Genomic DNA, 15,823 nt, shown 5'->3' on the forward strand with positions numbered 1-15,823 from the left:
ACTGAGCCATGACGTCGATTTACATCATCAATCCGGCAGGCGATTTTCCAACCTATTTCGGCGGCGAGGCGCTCGGGGCCGAGGGCTATCCCGGCGGCGTGATGATGGCGGATCTCGCGAGCGCGACGGTCGCCGCCTTCGCCCCTTCGGACTTCAAGATCCAGCTCTGCGACGAGACGGTCGAGCCGGTCGATTTCGATCACCCCGCCGACTTCATCCTGATCACCGGCAAGGTCAGCCAGCGGCTGCGCATGGTCGCCGTCGCCGACGAGTTCCGCCGCCGCGGCAAGACCGTCGTCATTGGCGGCCCCTATGCGAGTCTCTCGCCCGCGCGGCTGCGGGACCATTGCGACGTGATGGTCTGCGGCGAGGCGGAGGACATTGCCGAGGGCTTTTTCGCCGATCTGAGCGCGCGCAAGCCGAAGGAGAGCTATTTCGGCGACAAGCCGTCGCTCGCCAATTCGCCGCTTCCGCGCTGGGACCTCTACAATAACGACCGCGCCATGCTCGGCGCGGTGCAGACCTCGCGCGGCTGTCCCTTCGAATGCGAGTTCTGCGACGTCATCCAGTATCTCGGCCGCAAGCAGCGCCATAAGCCGATCGGCCACGTCATCGCCGAGCTCGACGCGCTCTGGAGCTTCGGCTATCGCACGACCTTCCTCGCCGACGACAATTTCACGGCCTATCGCGCCCATTGCAAGGAATTGCTCGCGGCGATCGCCGAATGGCGCCGCGACAAGCCGATGGAGTTCGTCACGCAGATCTCGATCGACGCGACGCGCGACGACGAGCTGCTCGACATGTGCGTCGCCGCCGGCCTCACGCAGGTCTTCGTCGGCATCGAGACGCCGAACATTGAGAGCCTGCGCGAGACCGGCAAGCGGCAGAATCTCAAGATCAGCCTCGTCGACGAGATTCAGAAGCTTGTCGACCGCGGCATGTCCGTCATGGGCGGCATGATCGTCGGCTTCGACCATGACGGCCCCGGCGTCTTCGCGCAGCAATATGATTTCGCCATGTCGACGCCGATCCCGATCTTCAGCCTGGGCGCGCTGATGGCCTCGGAGGCGACCCCGCTCTTCGACCGCATTCAGCGGGAGGGACGCTTGCTCGCCGGCGGCGTCGAGACCCAGGCCGTGCCGTGGAGCTCCAACATCCAATGCATGACCATGAGCATGGAAGAGCTGCATTACGGCATGCAGAATCTCTGCAACGCGCTCTATTCGCCCGCCGCCTTCCAGGAGCGCATACTGCGCCTGATCGACACATTCGGCCGCCATCGCAACGGCCCGGCTCCCAAGCCCATGGATCCGAATGCGCTGCGCGAGGTCGAGCGGCAGGCGGTCCAGGCCGCCATGGCGCGCATCACCCGATATGGCGCGGCCGAAGGCCGGATGTGGAACAAGATCTGGGGCGCCGCCGTGCGCAAGCCCGAGACCATGACCGTCGTCGCACGCATCCTGTTCCAATACGCCCAGGCGCGGCACATGTTCGACCGCGGCAATTACTGGGAGCCCAAGCTCTCCTTCCCGCCCGCGGCGCCGGAGCCCGCCGCGAAGCCCGAAGCGGTGACGGCGTGACTTTACGCCTTTGACGATAGGCAGCGTTGACGCCCCTCGGGCTTCGAGACGCCCGCTGCGCGGGTTCCTCGGCGTGAAGGACTTCTTATCTGCACCGTACGCTTAGGCCTTCCTGAGCGAGCGAAGCTCGCATTCGCTTTCAGGCGGGCTTGCGGTTGACAAGCCAGAGGGCGGCGATGAAGAAGCCCTTGGAGATCGGCAGGAAGATCAGGGTCGAGACGATCGTGACGAGGATCAGAATCCCCGCCTCCCGCCAATAGGGCATGAGCTCGCCGCGCTCAAGGAAGATAAGCAGCGGCACCACGATATGCGCGACGAGGCCGATGGTGAGCCAGGCCGGCCCGTCATCGGCGTCGAGGCCCTCGAAGCTCTCGCCGCATTTCGGGCAGGCGTCCTCGCGCGTGAGATAGCCTTTGAAAATGCGTCCCTCGCCGCAATGCGGGCATTTCATGCGCGCGCCGCGCCACAAAATCTTCGCCGTCGTCGCCGCGTCGCTCATGCGCTTGTCCTCGCTCCCGCTGATAATGCTTTCTTCACGGGCGCCCGCCCCGAATCAAGCGGTTCCGATTCGGACCCCCTTTGTGCGCCTCCCGTATCGCGGTTCCCGCTTTGAGACGGGCGCGAATGTCCCGGGCGGCGCCGATCGCTAACGCTTATACCGGCTTTTCGCCTTCCCCGCGCGCAGATAGACGCCGTCGAAGCGCACATTCATGCCGCCGCAGCGATTATTGTCCCGGGCGAGCAGGAAGGGCGGCAGCAGCGTCAGGCTCACATGGCACTCGTCTTCCGCGTCGATGAAGGCGACCTGATTGCCCTTTGGCGCCGCGACGCCCGACATCTGGCCCAAATGCGGGCCGCCGGGAACTTCCTTCGGGGAGGGATTGGCCGAGGGCCAATAGGCCTCGCCGCTCGCGGAGAGCTTGTCGCCCTTGGCGCGCAGCGTGATCGAATCGTCGCCCATCCGCCATTCGCCGAGCCAGTCCTTCCGCGTCGCCTCGGCCATGGGCAGCGCTTCGAGGCGCCCCTCCGGGACATAACCGGCCGAGCCCGCGAAATTCTTCTCGTTGCGATAGAGGATGCAACGAAAACCGTTGAAGGACCGCGCCGTGATCACAAGATCGCCGGGAAGGACATAGCTCTTGCTGCGGCAGAGAGCGTCGTCGCTCGGACAAATGGGACAGGCGCCTTTCTGTTTGTCCTTGTCGCAATAATAGTCGTCCTCGACGAGAAAGAGCTTGTCGGCGCCCGTGACCTTCGCGAGGCCGTAGATCACGCCCTCCTCGACGAATATGCCGTTGCGGCAATTGGGCGCCTCGGCGGCGGCGGCCGTCGGGAGCGCCGCGCCGATCAGCAACCAGAGGCATTTCATCCAGTTCATCCTTCCCCCCATGATTTCAAAGCGGCATATTGGCGCCGGCGCAGGCCGGATGGAAATGTTCAGGCGCGTGCTCGCCAAAGCATTGCGCGCGGTCGAACCTGCGGACGCGGCGGAGAGCTTGTTCCTTCTCCCCGTGACAACGTGGAGGATCAGGATGAGGGGAGAAGCGGCGGCGACGAAGATCGGACTTTGCCCCTCTCCCTGCATCGGGCGTCGAGAGACGCAACGGCTTGCGCTCGCGATCGCCCTTCTATTCTCCGCGCCAGCCTTCGCCGAACCGGCCTCCAAAGACGAGCGCGTCCTTTTCTGCAAGACGATCGACAAGGGCCTCGAGGAAGAGGCCGCCGACATGGCGCTCGACATGAAGGCCTGTCTCGCCAATGCGTCCATCGCCTCGAACGCAATTCCCGACGGCAAGCGCGAGATCAAAGGCAAGCTCGGTTTCCGCGCGCCCGGCCGCCCCGCCTTCACGCTGAGCTGCGCGGCGACCTATGCGCCGCCGCTGACGAAGAAGAGCGTCGCGACGCTCGGGACATGCGGCTGACGCGCGACGGCGCGCGCTCTGGCTTTGGAGCTCAATCTAGGGCGCTGGCTCCGGCGCGCGCTTCCATCTCCCGCGTCTTGCCGTCCAGCAGGCAGCTCACCGTCACGTCGCCCATGACGTTGATCGCCGTGCGGCAGCGGTCGAGCAGCCAGTCCACGGTCAGCAGCATGGCGATATAGTCGGTCGGCAGCGCGACCGCCTTGAACACCATGGTCATGGTGACGAGCCCCGCCTCGGGAATCCCGGCCGCGCCGACCGAGGCGACGACCGAGGTCAGCGCCACGGCGAACTGATTTCCGAGCGACAAATGCATGCCGAGAAGCTGCGCGACGAAGAGCGCCGACATGGCTTCGTAAAGCGCCGTGCCGTCATTGTTGAAATTCGCCCCCACCAGCGCGCCCATGCTCGCCGATTGCTCGCGAAGCCCGACATTCCTGACCAAACATTCATAGGTCACCGGCATGGTGGCGGTGGAGCTGCCGGTCGAGAAGGCCATGACCAGCGCGTCGCGCGCGCCCTTCAGGAGATCGCGCGGACGGACCCAGCTTTGCAGGCGGACCCGCGCGAGATAGTAGCCGGCCTGCAGCGTCAGCCCCAGCAGCACGGCGAGCACGAAGCCGCCGAGCGCGACGAAATCGTGAAAGCCCTTCACGCCGACAATGCTCGCGACGATTCCGAAGACGGCGAGCGGCACGAGGTCGATGATCCAGTGCAGGATGGCGACGAGGCTCGTCAGCGCGACATGCACGAGGTCTTCGATCGTGCGCACCTCGTGACGCCGCACGCCGCGCAGCGCGACGCCGAAAGCGACGGCGATGAGGATGACGCCCGTCACCGCGCCGTCGTCGGAGAAAGGCCCGGCGATGCTTTTGGGAACGGCGTCGAAGAGCTGGGCCAAGGGATCGGCGGCGGCGTGCGCCTTTTCCGCCGGCGCCGGGGGGCGGGCGGCGGCGGTCCATGTTCCCGGCTGCACGACATTGGCGACGAAAAGGCCGATCCCGATCGCGACGAGCGTGTTTGTAAGAAGCAGCGTCACGAGCCGCATCGTCCGCCCGCCGCCGAGATGCGCCCGCATCAGCGCCTGGACGATGGCGAGAAGAATGAGCGGCGGCGCCAGCGCGCCCAGAATGCGCAGGACGAGCTTGGCCGGCATGGCGAGCGGCGCCGCGCCGGGGCCGAGCGCCGCGCCCGCGGCGAGGCCGAGCGCCACGCCGGCAAGAATGCGCAGATAGAGCGGGGCGGCGCGCCAGCGGGCGAGAACGCCGGTCGGTTTTGTGTCGTCCTGATGCAAAGCAGCCTCGAATGGTTGTGCTCGCGCAGACTATGCCGAAGATCGCGCCACGCCGAAGTGCATCGTCGCACGCGAAGCGTTATGATGCCGCTTCTTTCGCAGGGAGCCGCCAATGTCCTCGCCTTTCGACCGGCGCCGCCTCATCGTCACGAGCGTCCTCGCCGTGCTGGCCATTCCGGCCTTTTTCCTGTCGATGCGGGTCTTTTCGGCCTGGCGGGCGGGCTATGACTGGGCGGAGATGGACTGGGACGGCAAGGGCCATACGTCGCTCGTCGATTTCCTGAAGGCCGCCGAGATCGGCAAGCGCCCGGCGCTGGTGGGGGAGCAGTCCTGCCTTGAGTATTTCCGGTATCAGGACGGGGTGGTGGTGAAGACGGCGTGTCCTCCGTGATCGACGTCGTTCAATCGAACATGGGCGCCCCATACGTCCCCTTTACGGGGAGGTCGGCGGTCGAGGACCGCCGGGTGGGGTTCGCGCCGCCATAACATTGATGGGGGCTTTCCCCCACCCGGCCGCTTTCGCCGCCGCCGCCATTGCCATCTCGCCCCGTCTGCGCTAGCTCGACGCGTCTTCTCCGCGCGCCCCGGCCGCCTGCGCCGAGACGTCGCGCGCGCCATTGGAGCTTTCCCGCATGAAACTGCCAAATCAGTTCTACCGTCCGCTGGCCATTGGCGCGCCGGCTCCCTATCGCGAGCCGCCGGTCAAGGTCGAGCGCATGATCCATTTCGTGCCGCCGCATGTCGAAAAGATGCGCGCCAAGGTCCCGGACATCGCCCGGCAGGTCGACGTCATTCTCGGCAATCTCGAGGACGCGATTCCGGCCGACGCCAAGGAAGCCGCGCGCAAGGGCTTCATCGAGATGGCGAAGGCGGTCGATTTCGGCGCCACGGGCCTCTGGACGCGCATGAACGCGCTGAATTCCCCCTGGGCGCTCGACGACATGATCGAGATCGTCGGCGCGGTGGGAAACAAGCTCGACGTCGTGATGCTGCCCAAGGTCGAAGGCCCCTGGGACATCGCCTATCTCGACCAGCTCCTCGCCCAGCTCGAGGCGCGCAACGGCGTGACGAAGCCCATCCTCATCCACGCCATTCTGGAGACGGCCGAGGGCGTGAAGAATGTCGACGCCATCGCTTCGGCCTCGCCTCGCATGCACGGCATCTCGCTCGGTCCGGCGGACCTCGCGGCCTCGCGCGCCATGAAGACGACCCGCGTCGGCGGCGGCCATCCGGAATATAAGGTGATCGCCGACGCCGATCCGGGCGCGGGGCTGCGCGCCACCTATCAGCAGGATCTCTGGCACTACACCATCGCCAAGATGGTCGACGCCTGCGCCTCCGCCGGCGTCAAGGCCTTTTACGGCCCCTTCGGCGACTTCTCCGACGGCCCCGCCTGCGAGGCGCAGTTCCGCAACGCCTTCCTGCTCGGCTGCGCCGGCGCCTGGTCGCTGCATCCGACCCAGATCGACATCGCCAAGCGCGTCTTCTCGCCCGATCCGGCCGAGGTCGCCTTCGCGAAAAAGGTGCTGGAGGCCATGCCCGACGGCACCGGCGCCGTGATGATCGACGGCAAGATGCAGGACGACGCCACCTGGAAGCAGTGCAAGGTCGTCGTCGATCTGGCGAAGCAAGTCGCGGCCAAGGACGCCGATTTCGCGAAGATCTACGGTTTCTGACCGGGTCAACGACGCGCGATCCTCTCCCATCCTTTTCGGGCTGCCGGATGCACATCTCCATAGCCGCCAACGCCGTCATGGCCGGGCTTGTCCCGGCCATGACGGCCTCCTGGAGATGCGTGACTCCCTTAGCTGCGCGGGAGAGAATAGAATAGAAAAAAGAATTGGAAAACCAATCGGCTAGGCGCCGCGGCTTTGCTTAGCCTTTTAACTTTTCGCGCCTCGGCGCGGTTAACCCTCGGCGGCGAACCTCCTTTGAAAGGAGGGACAGCCGATGAGCATGGCGCTTTACCTGAAGCATGCAAGCCAGAACGACCTCGCGCGCTACGCCGCCGAGGGCGTCGAGGGCGACGATCTGGGCGTGCGTGTGGAAGCGGGCTTCGCGGAAAGGGAATTTTCGCGGCTGAAGGAGCTGGAGCTCCTCTATCTCGCCGATGAAGGCCGGGCGCCCCTCAGTCCCGCCGCGCGCGAAATGTTTTTCGGCCATATCGACCTGTTGCGCCGCCGGGGTTCGGGACCGAGACCGTCCGCGCCCGTGCTCGATCTGCGCACATCCTGGCGGATGCTGCATTTCCTCTTCACCGGCGACGCCTGGGAAGGCGCCCTGCCGGCGGCGACCCTGCTCGCGGGCGGATGCGAGGTGGGCGAGGATCTCGGCTACGGCCCGCCGCGCATGCTCTCTCTCGACGAGACGGCGGCGTTCGCGCGGTTTCTCGACGGCCTCGACCTCGATGCGCTCGCCGCGCGGCTCGACGCCCGGGCGTTGAAATCGCTCGGCGTCCATTGCGCGCAAGGCGAGGACGGCGCCGCCGGGCCTCATGAGGATCTGGCGCGTTATTTCCCCCGCCTGCGGGCCTTCGTCGCGGCGGCGGCGGCGCGGCGGCAGGGCATGCTGATCTGGATGCTGTGACGCGCCGCCATTGACAGGGGCCGGAAAAGCCTCCTACAAAGCCGACCGATCTCGAAAGAGAAAACCGTTCGATCCGCCCAGCCGCCCATGAGACGGCAGGCCAACGCCCGGCAGCGCGACGCGCCCCCGGGCGCGTTTTGCTTTGGAGTGGAGCGAATGGCGTTATTCGCCATTCGCGAGGAGACAGCCCATGTTCGAGAGCCTTTCCGATAAGCTCTCCGCCGTATTCGACCGGCTGACGAAGCGCGGCGCGCTGACCGAGAACGACGTCAACGAGGCGCTGCGCGAAATCCGCCGCGCGCTGCTCGAGGCCGACGTCGCGCTCGACGTGGTGCGCTCCTTCGCCGACAAGGTTCGCGACCGCGCCGTGGGCGCCAATGTCGTCAAGTCGGTCTCGCCCGGCCAGATGGTCGTCAAGATCGTCAACGACGTCCTGATCGAGACCCTTGGCGAGACGGCGGCGCCGATCGATCTCGCCGCCAGGCCGCCCGTCGCCATCATGATGGTCGGCCTGCAGGGCGCCGGCAAAACCACCACGACGGCCAAGATCGCCAGGCGCCTCAAGGAACGCCATGACAAGCGCGTCCTCATGGCCTCGCTCGACGTGAAACGTCCCGCCGCGCAGGAGCAGCTCGCCGTGCTCGGCCGTCAGGTCGAGGTCGACACCCTGCCGATCGTCGCGAACCAGACGCCGGTGCAGATCGCGCGCCGCGCAATGGAGTCGGCGCGGCTCGAAGGCTACGACGTGGTGCTGCTCGACACCGCCGGCCGCACCCATATCGACGAGCCGCTCATGCAGGAGATGGCGGACATCAAGTCCTACGCCAGTCCGCATGAAATCCTGCTCGTCGCGGACGCGCTCACCGGTCAGGACGCCGTCAATCTCGCCAAGAGCTTCGACGAGCGCGTCGGCCTGACGGGCATCGTATTGACGCGTATGGACGGCGACGGGCGCGGCGGCGCGGCGCTCTCCATGCGCTATGTCACCGGCAAGCCGATCAAGCTCATCGGCGTCGGCGAGAAGATGGACGCGCTCGACGAATTCTCGCCGAGCCGCATCGCCAACCGCATTCTCGGCATGGGCGACATTGTCGCGCTCGTCGAAAAGGCGGCGGCCGCCATCGACGCGGAGGCGGCCCGCAAGGCCGCCGCGCGCATGGCCAAGGGCAAATTCGACCTGCAGGACCTTTGCGACCAGCTCGCCCAGGTCGAGAAGATCGGCGGCTTCGGCGGCATTATGGGGCTCCTGCCCGGCGTCGCGAAGATGAAGGACCAGATCGAAAAGGCGGGCGTCGACGACAAGCTCATCAAGCGCCAGCGCGCCATCATCCTCTCGATGACGCCGCAGGAGCGCCGGAACCCCGACCTCCTCAAGGCCTCGCGCAAGAAGCGCATCGCCGCCGGCTCCGGCATGCGGGTCGAGGACGTGAACAAGCTTCTCAAGCAGCATCGGCAGATGGCCGACCTCATGAAGTCCTTCGGCGGCGGCAAGCGCGGCGGGCTCATGGGCAAGGCCGCGCAGATGATGGGGCTCGGCCCCAAGGGCATGGAAATGCCCTCGCAGGAAGAATTGCAGAAATTGCAGGAGAAGTTAGGGGGCGCCCCTCCCGGCGCGCCCGGCATCCCGGCCGCTCCCCCGGCCGATCTCCTGGCGAGGAAGCCGGCCCTTCCAGGGCTCGGCGGCGGCATGCTGAGCGGGCTCAACCCGTTCGGGAAAAAGAAGTGAAAGGAGCGAATAGGGAGTAGCGAATAGCGAATGGAAACGGGGCCGCCTTCTATTCGCTATTCGCTACTCCCTATTCGCCAGAAGCAAGGAAAACCGATATGTCTCTCAAAATCCGTCTCGCCCGCGGCGGCGCCAAGAAGCGCCCCTTCTATCGCGTCGTCGTCGCCGATTCGCGCTCGCCGCGCGACGGCCGCTACATCGAGAAGCTCGGCACTTTCGACCCGCTGAAGGCGAAGGACGCCGCCGACCGCGTCGTGCTCGACGCGGAGAAGGCCAAGGCCTGGATCGCCAAGGGCGCGCAGCCGACCGACCGCGTCGCGCGCCTGCTCGACGCCGCTGGCCTTCTGACGCGCGAGGCCCGCAACAATCCGCAAAAGGCCCAGCCGAAGAAGAAGGCTCAGGAACGCGCCGCCGCCGCGGCCGAGGCCGCCGCGAGCGCGGCCGAGTAATTTCCGCCATGGCGCATCCCATTCGCCCTCATGCTGAGGCGCGTCCGAAGGACGCGCCTCGAAGCGCGAGGGCGAATGCTCGCGTCGATTTCCTCCATCCTTCGAGGCGCGAGCTGCGCTCGCTTCTCAGGATGAAGAAATCTAATGATGGCTAAAAACCTCGTCCTGCTCGGCCGTTTCGGGGCGCCGCATGGCGTGCGCGGCGAGATTCGCCTGCAAAGCTATACGGGCGATCCGCTGGCGATCGCGGCCTATGGCGCGCTGACGGACAAGAACGGCGCGAAGACCTTCAAGCTCCTCTCCGTCCGCCCCCAGGGCAAGGACATGCTCGTCGCCCGCGTCGAGGGCGTCGCCGATCGCTCGGCCGCCGAGCGGCTGACGGGCCTCGAGCTCTACATCGCCCGCGAGAAGCTTCCCGCGCCCGAGGACGAGGACGAATTCTACCTTGCGGATCTCATTGGCCTGCGCGCGGAAAGACGCGACGGGGGCGTGATCGGCGTGGTGGTCGCCATGCGCAATTTCGGCGCGGGCGACATGCTTGAAGTTTCGCCCCTGGAAGGCGGCGAGACGCTGCTGTTTCCTTTCACAAAGGCCGTGGCGCCGGTGGTCAGCGTCTCCGAGGGCCGCGTGATCATCGAGCCGCCGGAAGAAACCGAGGCGCGAGAGGAATAGTCACGGCCGCGCGTTTCGCGCCTCCGCGCGCGCCGGCGCCGGAACCAGCGCGCCGCCGCTCGCCTTGAGCCCGCGCCACAGCTCTTCGAGATAGGGCAGGAGCCCGAAAAGGATCGCCCCGCCTAGAACGGCGGCGACATAGAGGGCCGAAATCTCTTCCCCCTTCCATGCGAGATCGAAACGCGGGGGCTCGTCGCCGGCGCCGAAGAGCGCGAGAAACTGAGACCAGTGCCGCGCGACGACCAGCAGCAGCGCCGTCAGCGGCAACACCTCCAGGAAGCTGTGCACATGCTGCTCGAAGGGCGTCACGAGACGCGCGGTTTCGGCGTAGCGCACATCCCATATCGCGGTCGCTTCGTGGAGCGCGAACATCGCGATCATGAACGCGATGACGAGCGCGTTGACGTCGAGAAAAAGCGCGGCGAGCAAAGGACCGCCGAGTTCGGCGAACATCAGCAGATGAAGGAGCGATTCCTTCGCGCCGGTCGTCGTCTCGATCTGCGTCGCTCGGTGACAGAACCAATCGAGCAGACCCATGGCGAGCCAGAGCGGAACGATGAAGTAAGCGAGGATCAGCGCGGTCGGGTCCTGCGGCATGGCGCTTCTCCGCCCCTTGCCGTGAACCGGCGCGCCGGGCGAAAGGTTCCGGCGAACGCCAAGGCTCAGCCCACGATTTCCCAGCGCAGCCATCGCGCGAAAGCGCGGATATTGTCTTCGTCGACGAAGCCGAGGGACATCAGGCGGTTCACGATGATCGCCGCGATTAGCGCAAGGGGCGCCGCGGAAAGAAGGTCCGCAAGCGCCGCCGGCCGGGGGTGCGTCCGGCGGCGAAAAAATTCGAAGGCGGCGAGCCCGACAAGGAAGCCCATCAGCGTTTCGAGGCGCGTATGTCCCGCGACCGCGAAGCGGCTAACGGCGATAAGGAGAATGATGAGCCACAGGCCGAGCGCAAAGGGGATGGAAAAGAGTGACGGATACAGCGTCGCCGCTAGATAGCCGACGGCGGCGTAGAAGAAAGTCGAGATGGCGGCATGGCCGCTGGGACTGAAATCGAAGCCCGTCAATAACGTGATTTTCGCGGCCAAGATGCATGCGAAGCAGAGGATGGTCGCGAAGACGAAGTCCCGCGCGCATTTCTTCTCGTCGAGCCGCCAAAGGCCGACGAAAACGCCGACGCATCCGGGAATGATGGCGTGGGCGCCGCCAAAGCGGGTGACGCTCCACAGGAATTCGGTAAGGACCATCATCGTCTCCGCTGCGCTATCGCGGGATTCTGCAGCGGAGGCTTGAAGAAAAGGTTGGCCCTCAATCGAACCAGTCGACGGGCGGGTCCGGCCGCGCAATATTGCATATCCGCCCAGGCCGGGAAGGCGATTTTCTCCTCCGGCCGCAGCCAGACGACAATGAGGCCTTCGCCGGCGCTCGCGACCGCTATGAAACGGCCCGCGCCCTGTCGCGCGGCGATCGCATTCATCGTCGCGAACAGCGGCGTAGGGTCCGGCCGTTTTTCGGCGCGCATCGTGAAGCTTTCCGTCCGCCCATCCGCCAGGGTCACGCGTCCGACGAGTTCCTCCCCCTCTCCCGCCGTCTCCGTCACGTCCCGAATGGAAAGGTCGCCGACCGCGAGCGCCATGAACGCCTCGACATGCTCCTGCGATAGGGCGCCGTCGCCCCAGCGGCGCCGGGGAAGATTCGCGCAAACAATTTTGTTAGGAATAACACTTGAGAAAACTCCGGCGGCGAACGTCGCGACCGGCCGAAAATCCATCGGCGACGCATAGAAACCCTCAGGCGACATCAATCCGCACATGTGGCGCGCGACCATCCTCACCCTCTTTCCCGAGATGTTCCCCGGCCCCCTCGGGCTCTCCCTCGCCGGCGACGCGCTGGCGCGCGGCGTCTGGACGCTGGAGACGAAGCAGATTCGCGACCATGGCGTCGGGCGCCATCGCGCCGTGGACGACACGCCGGCGGGCGGCGGTCCCGGAATGGTGATGCGCGCCGACGTGCTGGCGGCGGCGATCGACGCCGCGGCCGCGCCCGGCGATCCGCGCCCGAAACTGCTCATGAGCCCGCGCGGGCGGCCGCTCACGCAGAAGCGCGTGCGAGAGCTGGCTTCGGGACCGGGGGTCGTGATCCTCTGCGCCCGCTTCGAGGGCGTGGACGAGCGGATCATCGAAGCGCGCGGCCTCGAGGAAATTTCGATCGGCGACTATATTCTCTCCGGCGGCGAGATCGCGGCGCTCGCGCTGACGGACGCCTGCGTGCGGCTGCTGCCCGGGGTGATGGGCGAGGAGCTGTCGGGCGAGGAGGAAAGTTTCGAAGGCGGCCTCCTCGAATATCCGCAATATACGCGGCCCCGCGATTTTGAGGGCCGCGCCATTCCCGATATCCTGCTTTCCGGCGACCACGCCCGAATCGCCAAATGGCGCCGCGAAGAGGCCGTAAAGGTCACGCAAGCGAGGCGGCCGGACCTTCTCGCCCGAAAGGATTAGTCCGCCGGCTTCAGCGCCAGCGCCTTCTCGATTTCCGGCACGGGATGCTTGGTCAGATCCTTGGGAAGCTCGCCCGCGACCTTGCTCTGCGCCTTGACGGAGAGGTCCTTGCGGATTTCGCCCAAGGTCTTGGGCGGGGCGACGATGACGATTTCCTTCATCTCGCCGCTCTCGGCCGCCGCATTGATGCGGTCGGCCATGGCGCGGGCGAAGCGCTCCTCTTCCAACTCATGCCAGTCGACATTGCCCATGGCGCTGCGCGCCTGCGCGCCTGCGGCCGGAAAAGCGCGGCCCGGCGCGTCGGAGCCTTGCTCGCGGGTCGGCGGATTATCCTCGACGCGGGTCTCGACGACGCGCAGGTCGAGAAGCTCGGCGTCGCCATGATTGGAGAAGAACAGCGCGCGCCGGCCGTCGCCGATCAGAACCCACGCGCCATTATGGACGATAACTGCGCTCATTGCGTCCCTCGCTCGATAAACTCACGCCAGAGATGATGTGGCGGCGGGGAGCGGGAAGGACAAGCGTGGCCGCCGCGCGTCGAAAGGACGCGCCGGCCGACATTCGCCAAAAATCAGGCCGCGAGCTTTTCCGGGGCCGCGGAGGCCTGCTGCATCTGGGCGACGACGCCCTTTAATTCGCCGGCCGGCTGCGCGGAGGCGGCGGGCGCCGCGCCGCGGCGCTGAATGCGGGCCTCGTTCGCCGCCCAGGCGAGATAGCAGGCGGCGGCGACGAAGAGCAGCGCCGTGAAGGGCTCGCCATTGCCCAGAAAAGACAGATCGGGCGCGCATTCATTGGCGTATTCGCAGGCGTCCGACCAGTCCTGAAGATACTGTCTGACCGATTCCAACATATCGACCTCCTTGGCTCGCGCGATGGCGCAAAAAGCTTGCCGCTTCGCGAGGAGCCCTTCCTAGCGCATTGCCGCCGCGCGGTTTGTGCGTTGCAACATATAATGCGCCCTGGAGCTTTCGCCAGAGTAAAGGCGATCCTGCACCTCAAAACTATCTCAAACGATAACAGCGCTCCGCGCTAAATCGCCGCAGTGCAAAAATGTTGGCATGCCGCACAAAAAACGACCGACAGGGGTGTCGGGGAGCCGACAAAAAAGCGTGATTTCGACAGGGATGTCGTCCTCGCGAGGAGGCGAAGCCGACGAAGCAATCCAGGGGCCGCCATGCGGCTCCGGATTGCTTCGCGTTTTTGCGAAGCCGGGTATGCCCGACTTCGAGAAAAATGCTCGTAATTGACGGACGCGCCATTGGCAAAAAAAAATCCCTCGCCGTTTCGGGCGAGGGAGAAATGCGGGAATTGATCGAGAGGCTTGTCAGCCTTCCAGCAGACGCCGTGCGATGACCTGCGCCTGAATCTCCGCCGCGCCCTCGAAGATATTGAGGATGCGGGCGTCGCAAAGGACGCGGGAGACCGGATATTCCAGCGCGAAGCCGTTGCCGCCATGGATTTGCAGGGCGTTGTCCGCCGCCGCCCAGGCGACGCGGGCGCCGAGCAGCTTCGCCATGCCGGCCTCGAGATCGCAGCGCTTGCCCTCGTCCTTTTCGCGCGCGGCGAAATAGGTGATCTGGCGGGCGACGTGGATCTCCACCGCCATGGACACGATCTTATTGAAGACGCGCGGGAAGGCGAAGAGCGGCTTGCCGAACTGGATGCGCTCCTTGGCGTATTTCAGGCCGAGGTCGAGGGCGCATTGCGCCACGCCCAGCGCGCGCGCGGCGGTCTGGATGCGGGCTGATTCGAAGGTCTCCATGAGCTGCTTGAAGCCCTTGCCCTCTTCGCCGCCGAGGAGATTCGCCGCCGGCACCTCGAAATTGTCGAAGCCGATCTCGAACTCCTTCATGCCGCGATAGCCGAGCACCTCGATCTCGCCGCCGGTCATGCCCTTGGCCGGGAAAGGATTCTCGTCCGTTCCGCGCGGCTTCTCGGCGATGAACATGGAGAGGCCTTTATAGCCCTTCTCGTTGGGGTTGGTGCGGGTCAGCAGCGTCATGACGTCCGCGCGGACCGGATGGGTGATCCAGGTCTTATTGCCCGTCACCTTGTAGACGTCGCCTTCGCGCACGGCGCGGGTGCGCAGCCCCGCGAGGTCCGAGCCGTTATTCGGCTCGGTGAAGACGGCGGTCGGCAGGATTTCGCCGGAGGCGATCTTCGGCAGATATTTGTTCTTCTGCTCCTCCGTGCCGCCGACGAGAATCAGCTCGCCCGCGATCTCGGAGCGGGTGCCGAGCGAGCCGACGCCGATATAGGCGCGCGACAGCTCCTCGGAGACGACGCACATGGCGATCTTGCCCATGCCGGAGCCGCCATATTCCTCCGGAATGGTGAGGCCGAAGACGCCGAGCTCGGCGAGGCCGGAAATCACCTCGAGCGGGATATATTCGTTTTTCGCGTGCCATTCCTGCGCGTAGGGCACGACATTGTCGGCGGCGAATTTGCGCATCTCGCTGCGGATGGCCTCCAGCGTCTCGTCGAGGCCCGAGGCGCCAATGGTTTCGGCCGCCGAATGATGGTCGATCAGCTCGGCGAGGCGGGCGCGGTTCGCGGGCGTGTTGCCGGAGAGAATGAGGCGGTCGACCGCGGCCGGGCGACGGGCGGCGATCTGCTCGGCGGAGAGGCCGAAATCGGTGAGGCGGACGAATTCGCCCTGGCTCATCGGAACGCCGCCATAGACCTGCGCCAGCAGCTCGGCGTAGCCGATCTGGTTCAGGAGCTCTTCCGTCTCGCCATAGGCGCCTTCGCCCTGAAGGCGCTCGGCATATTCGATAAGCTCCTTCAGGCCCTGAACATAAGTCGCGAGCCAGGAGAGGCCGTGCGCGGCGTGCTGGTCGGCCTCGATCAGCTCGTTCGACAGCTTGCCGTCCTTCGTGACGCGGGCGCGAACGCTCGCAAGCCCTTCATTATAGAGCGCCTCGACGGCGGCGAGCGCCTCCTTGGCGCCCAAAAGCCAGCTTGCAGGATCGAGTTTCGTCGCGACGGTCATTCGTTCTTTTCCTACCCGGAATGAGGCCCTTGCGGGCCGTGGTAATTTTGGCGACCTAAATGCCGTCATTTCGGCTGCGACGCAACAGGACTCCCCTGCGCCGCATCATC

At 65.8% G+C, this 15,823-nt stretch carries 18 protein-coding genes; 9 read left to right on the forward strand and 9 right to left on the reverse strand.

Annotated elements, in window-relative coordinates; all coding sequences use genetic code 11:
- The first annotated feature begins 8 nt into the window (after positions 1–8).
- The gene (locus tag ACV7JP_RS06585; protein ID WP_457798423.1) at positions 9–1,580 is read left to right on the forward strand and encodes a radical SAM protein; all 1,572 of its coding nucleotides are present in this window, start codon (positions 9–11) and stop codon (positions 1,578–1,580) included.
- A 139-nt stretch (positions 1,581–1,719) separates the two neighbouring features.
- On the opposite strand, the gene ACV7JP_RS06590 is transcribed toward ACV7JP_RS06585, so the two are convergent.
- Together ACV7JP_RS06590 and ACV7JP_RS06595 are read right to left on the reverse strand one after the other, a co-directional pair.
- A complete protein-coding gene (locus ACV7JP_RS06590; protein ID WP_457798424.1) occupies positions 1,720–2,079 on the reverse strand; it encodes a DUF983 domain-containing protein in 360 nt (119 codons plus the stop codon).
- A gap of 147 nt (positions 2,080–2,226) precedes the next feature.
- Positions 2,227–2,949, reverse strand: a complete 723-nt coding sequence (locus tag ACV7JP_RS06595) for a hypothetical protein (protein WP_457798425.1) — start codon at positions 2,947–2,949, stop codon at positions 2,227–2,229.
- A gap of 163 nt (positions 2,950–3,112) precedes the next feature.
- Here ACV7JP_RS06595 and ACV7JP_RS06600 point away from each other — a divergent pair, with 163 nt between their 5' ends.
- Positions 3,113–3,502, forward strand: coding sequence for a hypothetical protein (locus tag ACV7JP_RS06600; protein ID WP_457798426.1), 390 nt, complete (start codon positions 3,113–3,115; stop codon positions 3,500–3,502).
- Positions 3,503–3,533: 31 nt separating this feature from the next.
- Here the strand turns inward: ACV7JP_RS06600 and ACV7JP_RS06605 are convergent, their stop codons facing one another.
- Positions 3,534–4,793, reverse strand: a complete 1,260-nt coding sequence (locus ACV7JP_RS06605) for a dicarboxylate/amino acid:cation symporter (protein ID WP_457798427.1) — start codon at positions 4,791–4,793, stop codon at positions 3,534–3,536.
- Positions 4,794–4,905: 112 nt separating this feature from the next.
- Here ACV7JP_RS06605 and ACV7JP_RS06610 point away from each other — a divergent pair, with 112 nt between their 5' ends.
- From ACV7JP_RS06610 to rimM, 6 genes are all read left to right on the forward strand, one after another.
- Positions 4,906–5,184 (forward strand): hypothetical protein, encoded by a 279-nt coding sequence (locus tag ACV7JP_RS06610; RefSeq protein ID WP_457798428.1) that lies wholly within the window; start codon positions 4,906–4,908, stop codon positions 5,182–5,184.
- 241 nt (positions 5,185–5,425) lie between these two features.
- Positions 5,426–6,469 (forward strand): HpcH/HpaI aldolase/citrate lyase family protein, encoded by a 1,044-nt coding sequence (locus ACV7JP_RS06615; protein ID WP_457798429.1) that lies wholly within the window; start codon positions 5,426–5,428, stop codon positions 6,467–6,469.
- Positions 6,470–6,743: 274 nt separating this feature from the next.
- Complete coding sequence (locus ACV7JP_RS06620) at positions 6,744–7,379, forward strand: DUF1877 family protein (RefSeq protein WP_457798430.1); 636 nt, start codon at positions 6,744–6,746, stop codon at positions 7,377–7,379.
- A gap of 190 nt (positions 7,380–7,569) precedes the next feature.
- Complete coding sequence (gene ffh / locus ACV7JP_RS06625) at positions 7,570–9,105, forward strand: signal recognition particle protein (RefSeq protein WP_457798431.1); 1,536 nt, start codon at positions 7,570–7,572, stop codon at positions 9,103–9,105.
- A 98-nt stretch (positions 9,106–9,203) separates the two neighbouring features.
- Positions 9,204–9,554 (forward strand): 30S ribosomal protein S16, encoded by a 351-nt coding sequence (gene rpsP / locus ACV7JP_RS06630; protein ID WP_457798432.1) that lies wholly within the window; start codon positions 9,204–9,206, stop codon positions 9,552–9,554.
- Positions 9,555–9,698: 144 nt separating this feature from the next.
- The gene (gene rimM, locus ACV7JP_RS06635) at positions 9,699–10,226 is read left to right on the forward strand and encodes a ribosome maturation factor RimM (RefSeq protein ID WP_457798433.1); all 528 of its coding nucleotides are present in this window, start codon (positions 9,699–9,701) and stop codon (positions 10,224–10,226) included.
- Here rimM and ACV7JP_RS06640 read toward each other — a convergent pair whose 3' ends face one another.
- The 3 genes from ACV7JP_RS06640 to ACV7JP_RS06650 form a co-directional block, all read right to left on the reverse strand.
- Positions 10,227–10,823: a diguanylate cyclase gene (locus tag ACV7JP_RS06640; RefSeq protein WP_457798434.1), complete on the reverse strand. Its 597-nt coding sequence runs from the start codon at positions 10,821–10,823 to the stop codon at positions 10,227–10,229.
- Between the two features lie 65 nt (positions 10,824–10,888).
- Positions 10,889–11,473 (reverse strand): hypothetical protein, encoded by a 585-nt coding sequence (locus tag ACV7JP_RS06645; protein WP_457798435.1) that lies wholly within the window; start codon positions 11,471–11,473, stop codon positions 10,889–10,891.
- Positions 11,470–11,859: a hypothetical protein gene (locus ACV7JP_RS06650; RefSeq protein WP_457798436.1), complete on the reverse strand. Its 390-nt coding sequence runs from the start codon at positions 11,857–11,859 to the stop codon at positions 11,470–11,472. Before ACV7JP_RS06650 ends, ACV7JP_RS06645 begins: the two co-directional genes overlap by 4 nt.
- A 175-nt stretch (positions 11,860–12,034) precedes the next feature.
- On the opposite strand from ACV7JP_RS06650, the gene trmD reads away from it, so the two are divergent.
- Complete coding sequence (gene trmD, locus ACV7JP_RS06655; RefSeq protein WP_457798437.1) at positions 12,035–12,721, forward strand: tRNA (guanosine(37)-N1)-methyltransferase TrmD; 687 nt, start codon at positions 12,035–12,037, stop codon at positions 12,719–12,721.
- Here the strand turns inward: trmD and ACV7JP_RS06660 are convergent.
- The 3 genes from ACV7JP_RS06660 to ACV7JP_RS06670 all read right to left on the reverse strand — a co-directional run bounded on the left by ACV7JP_RS06660 (position 12,718) and on the right by ACV7JP_RS06670 (position 15,713).
- On the reverse strand, positions 12,718–13,179 hold the full coding sequence (locus ACV7JP_RS06660) for a baeRF12 domain-containing protein (protein WP_457798438.1): 462 nt from the start codon (positions 13,177–13,179) through the stop codon (positions 12,718–12,720). The two genes, trmD and ACV7JP_RS06660, sit on opposite strands and share 4 nt — an antisense overlap.
- 113 nt (positions 13,180–13,292) lie before the next feature.
- Positions 13,293–13,571 (reverse strand): hypothetical protein, encoded by a 279-nt coding sequence (locus ACV7JP_RS06665; protein WP_457798439.1) that lies wholly within the window; start codon positions 13,569–13,571, stop codon positions 13,293–13,295.
- Positions 13,572–14,045: 474 nt separating this feature from the next.
- Positions 14,046–15,713 carry an acyl-CoA dehydrogenase family protein gene (locus ACV7JP_RS06670; RefSeq protein ID WP_457798440.1) on the reverse strand — a complete coding sequence of 556 codons (1,668 nt, stop codon included), beginning with the start codon at positions 15,711–15,713 and terminating at the stop codon, positions 14,046–14,048.
- Positions 15,714–15,823: the final 110 nt, after the last annotated feature.

The organism is Methylocystis sp. S23 (assembly GCF_054106005.1).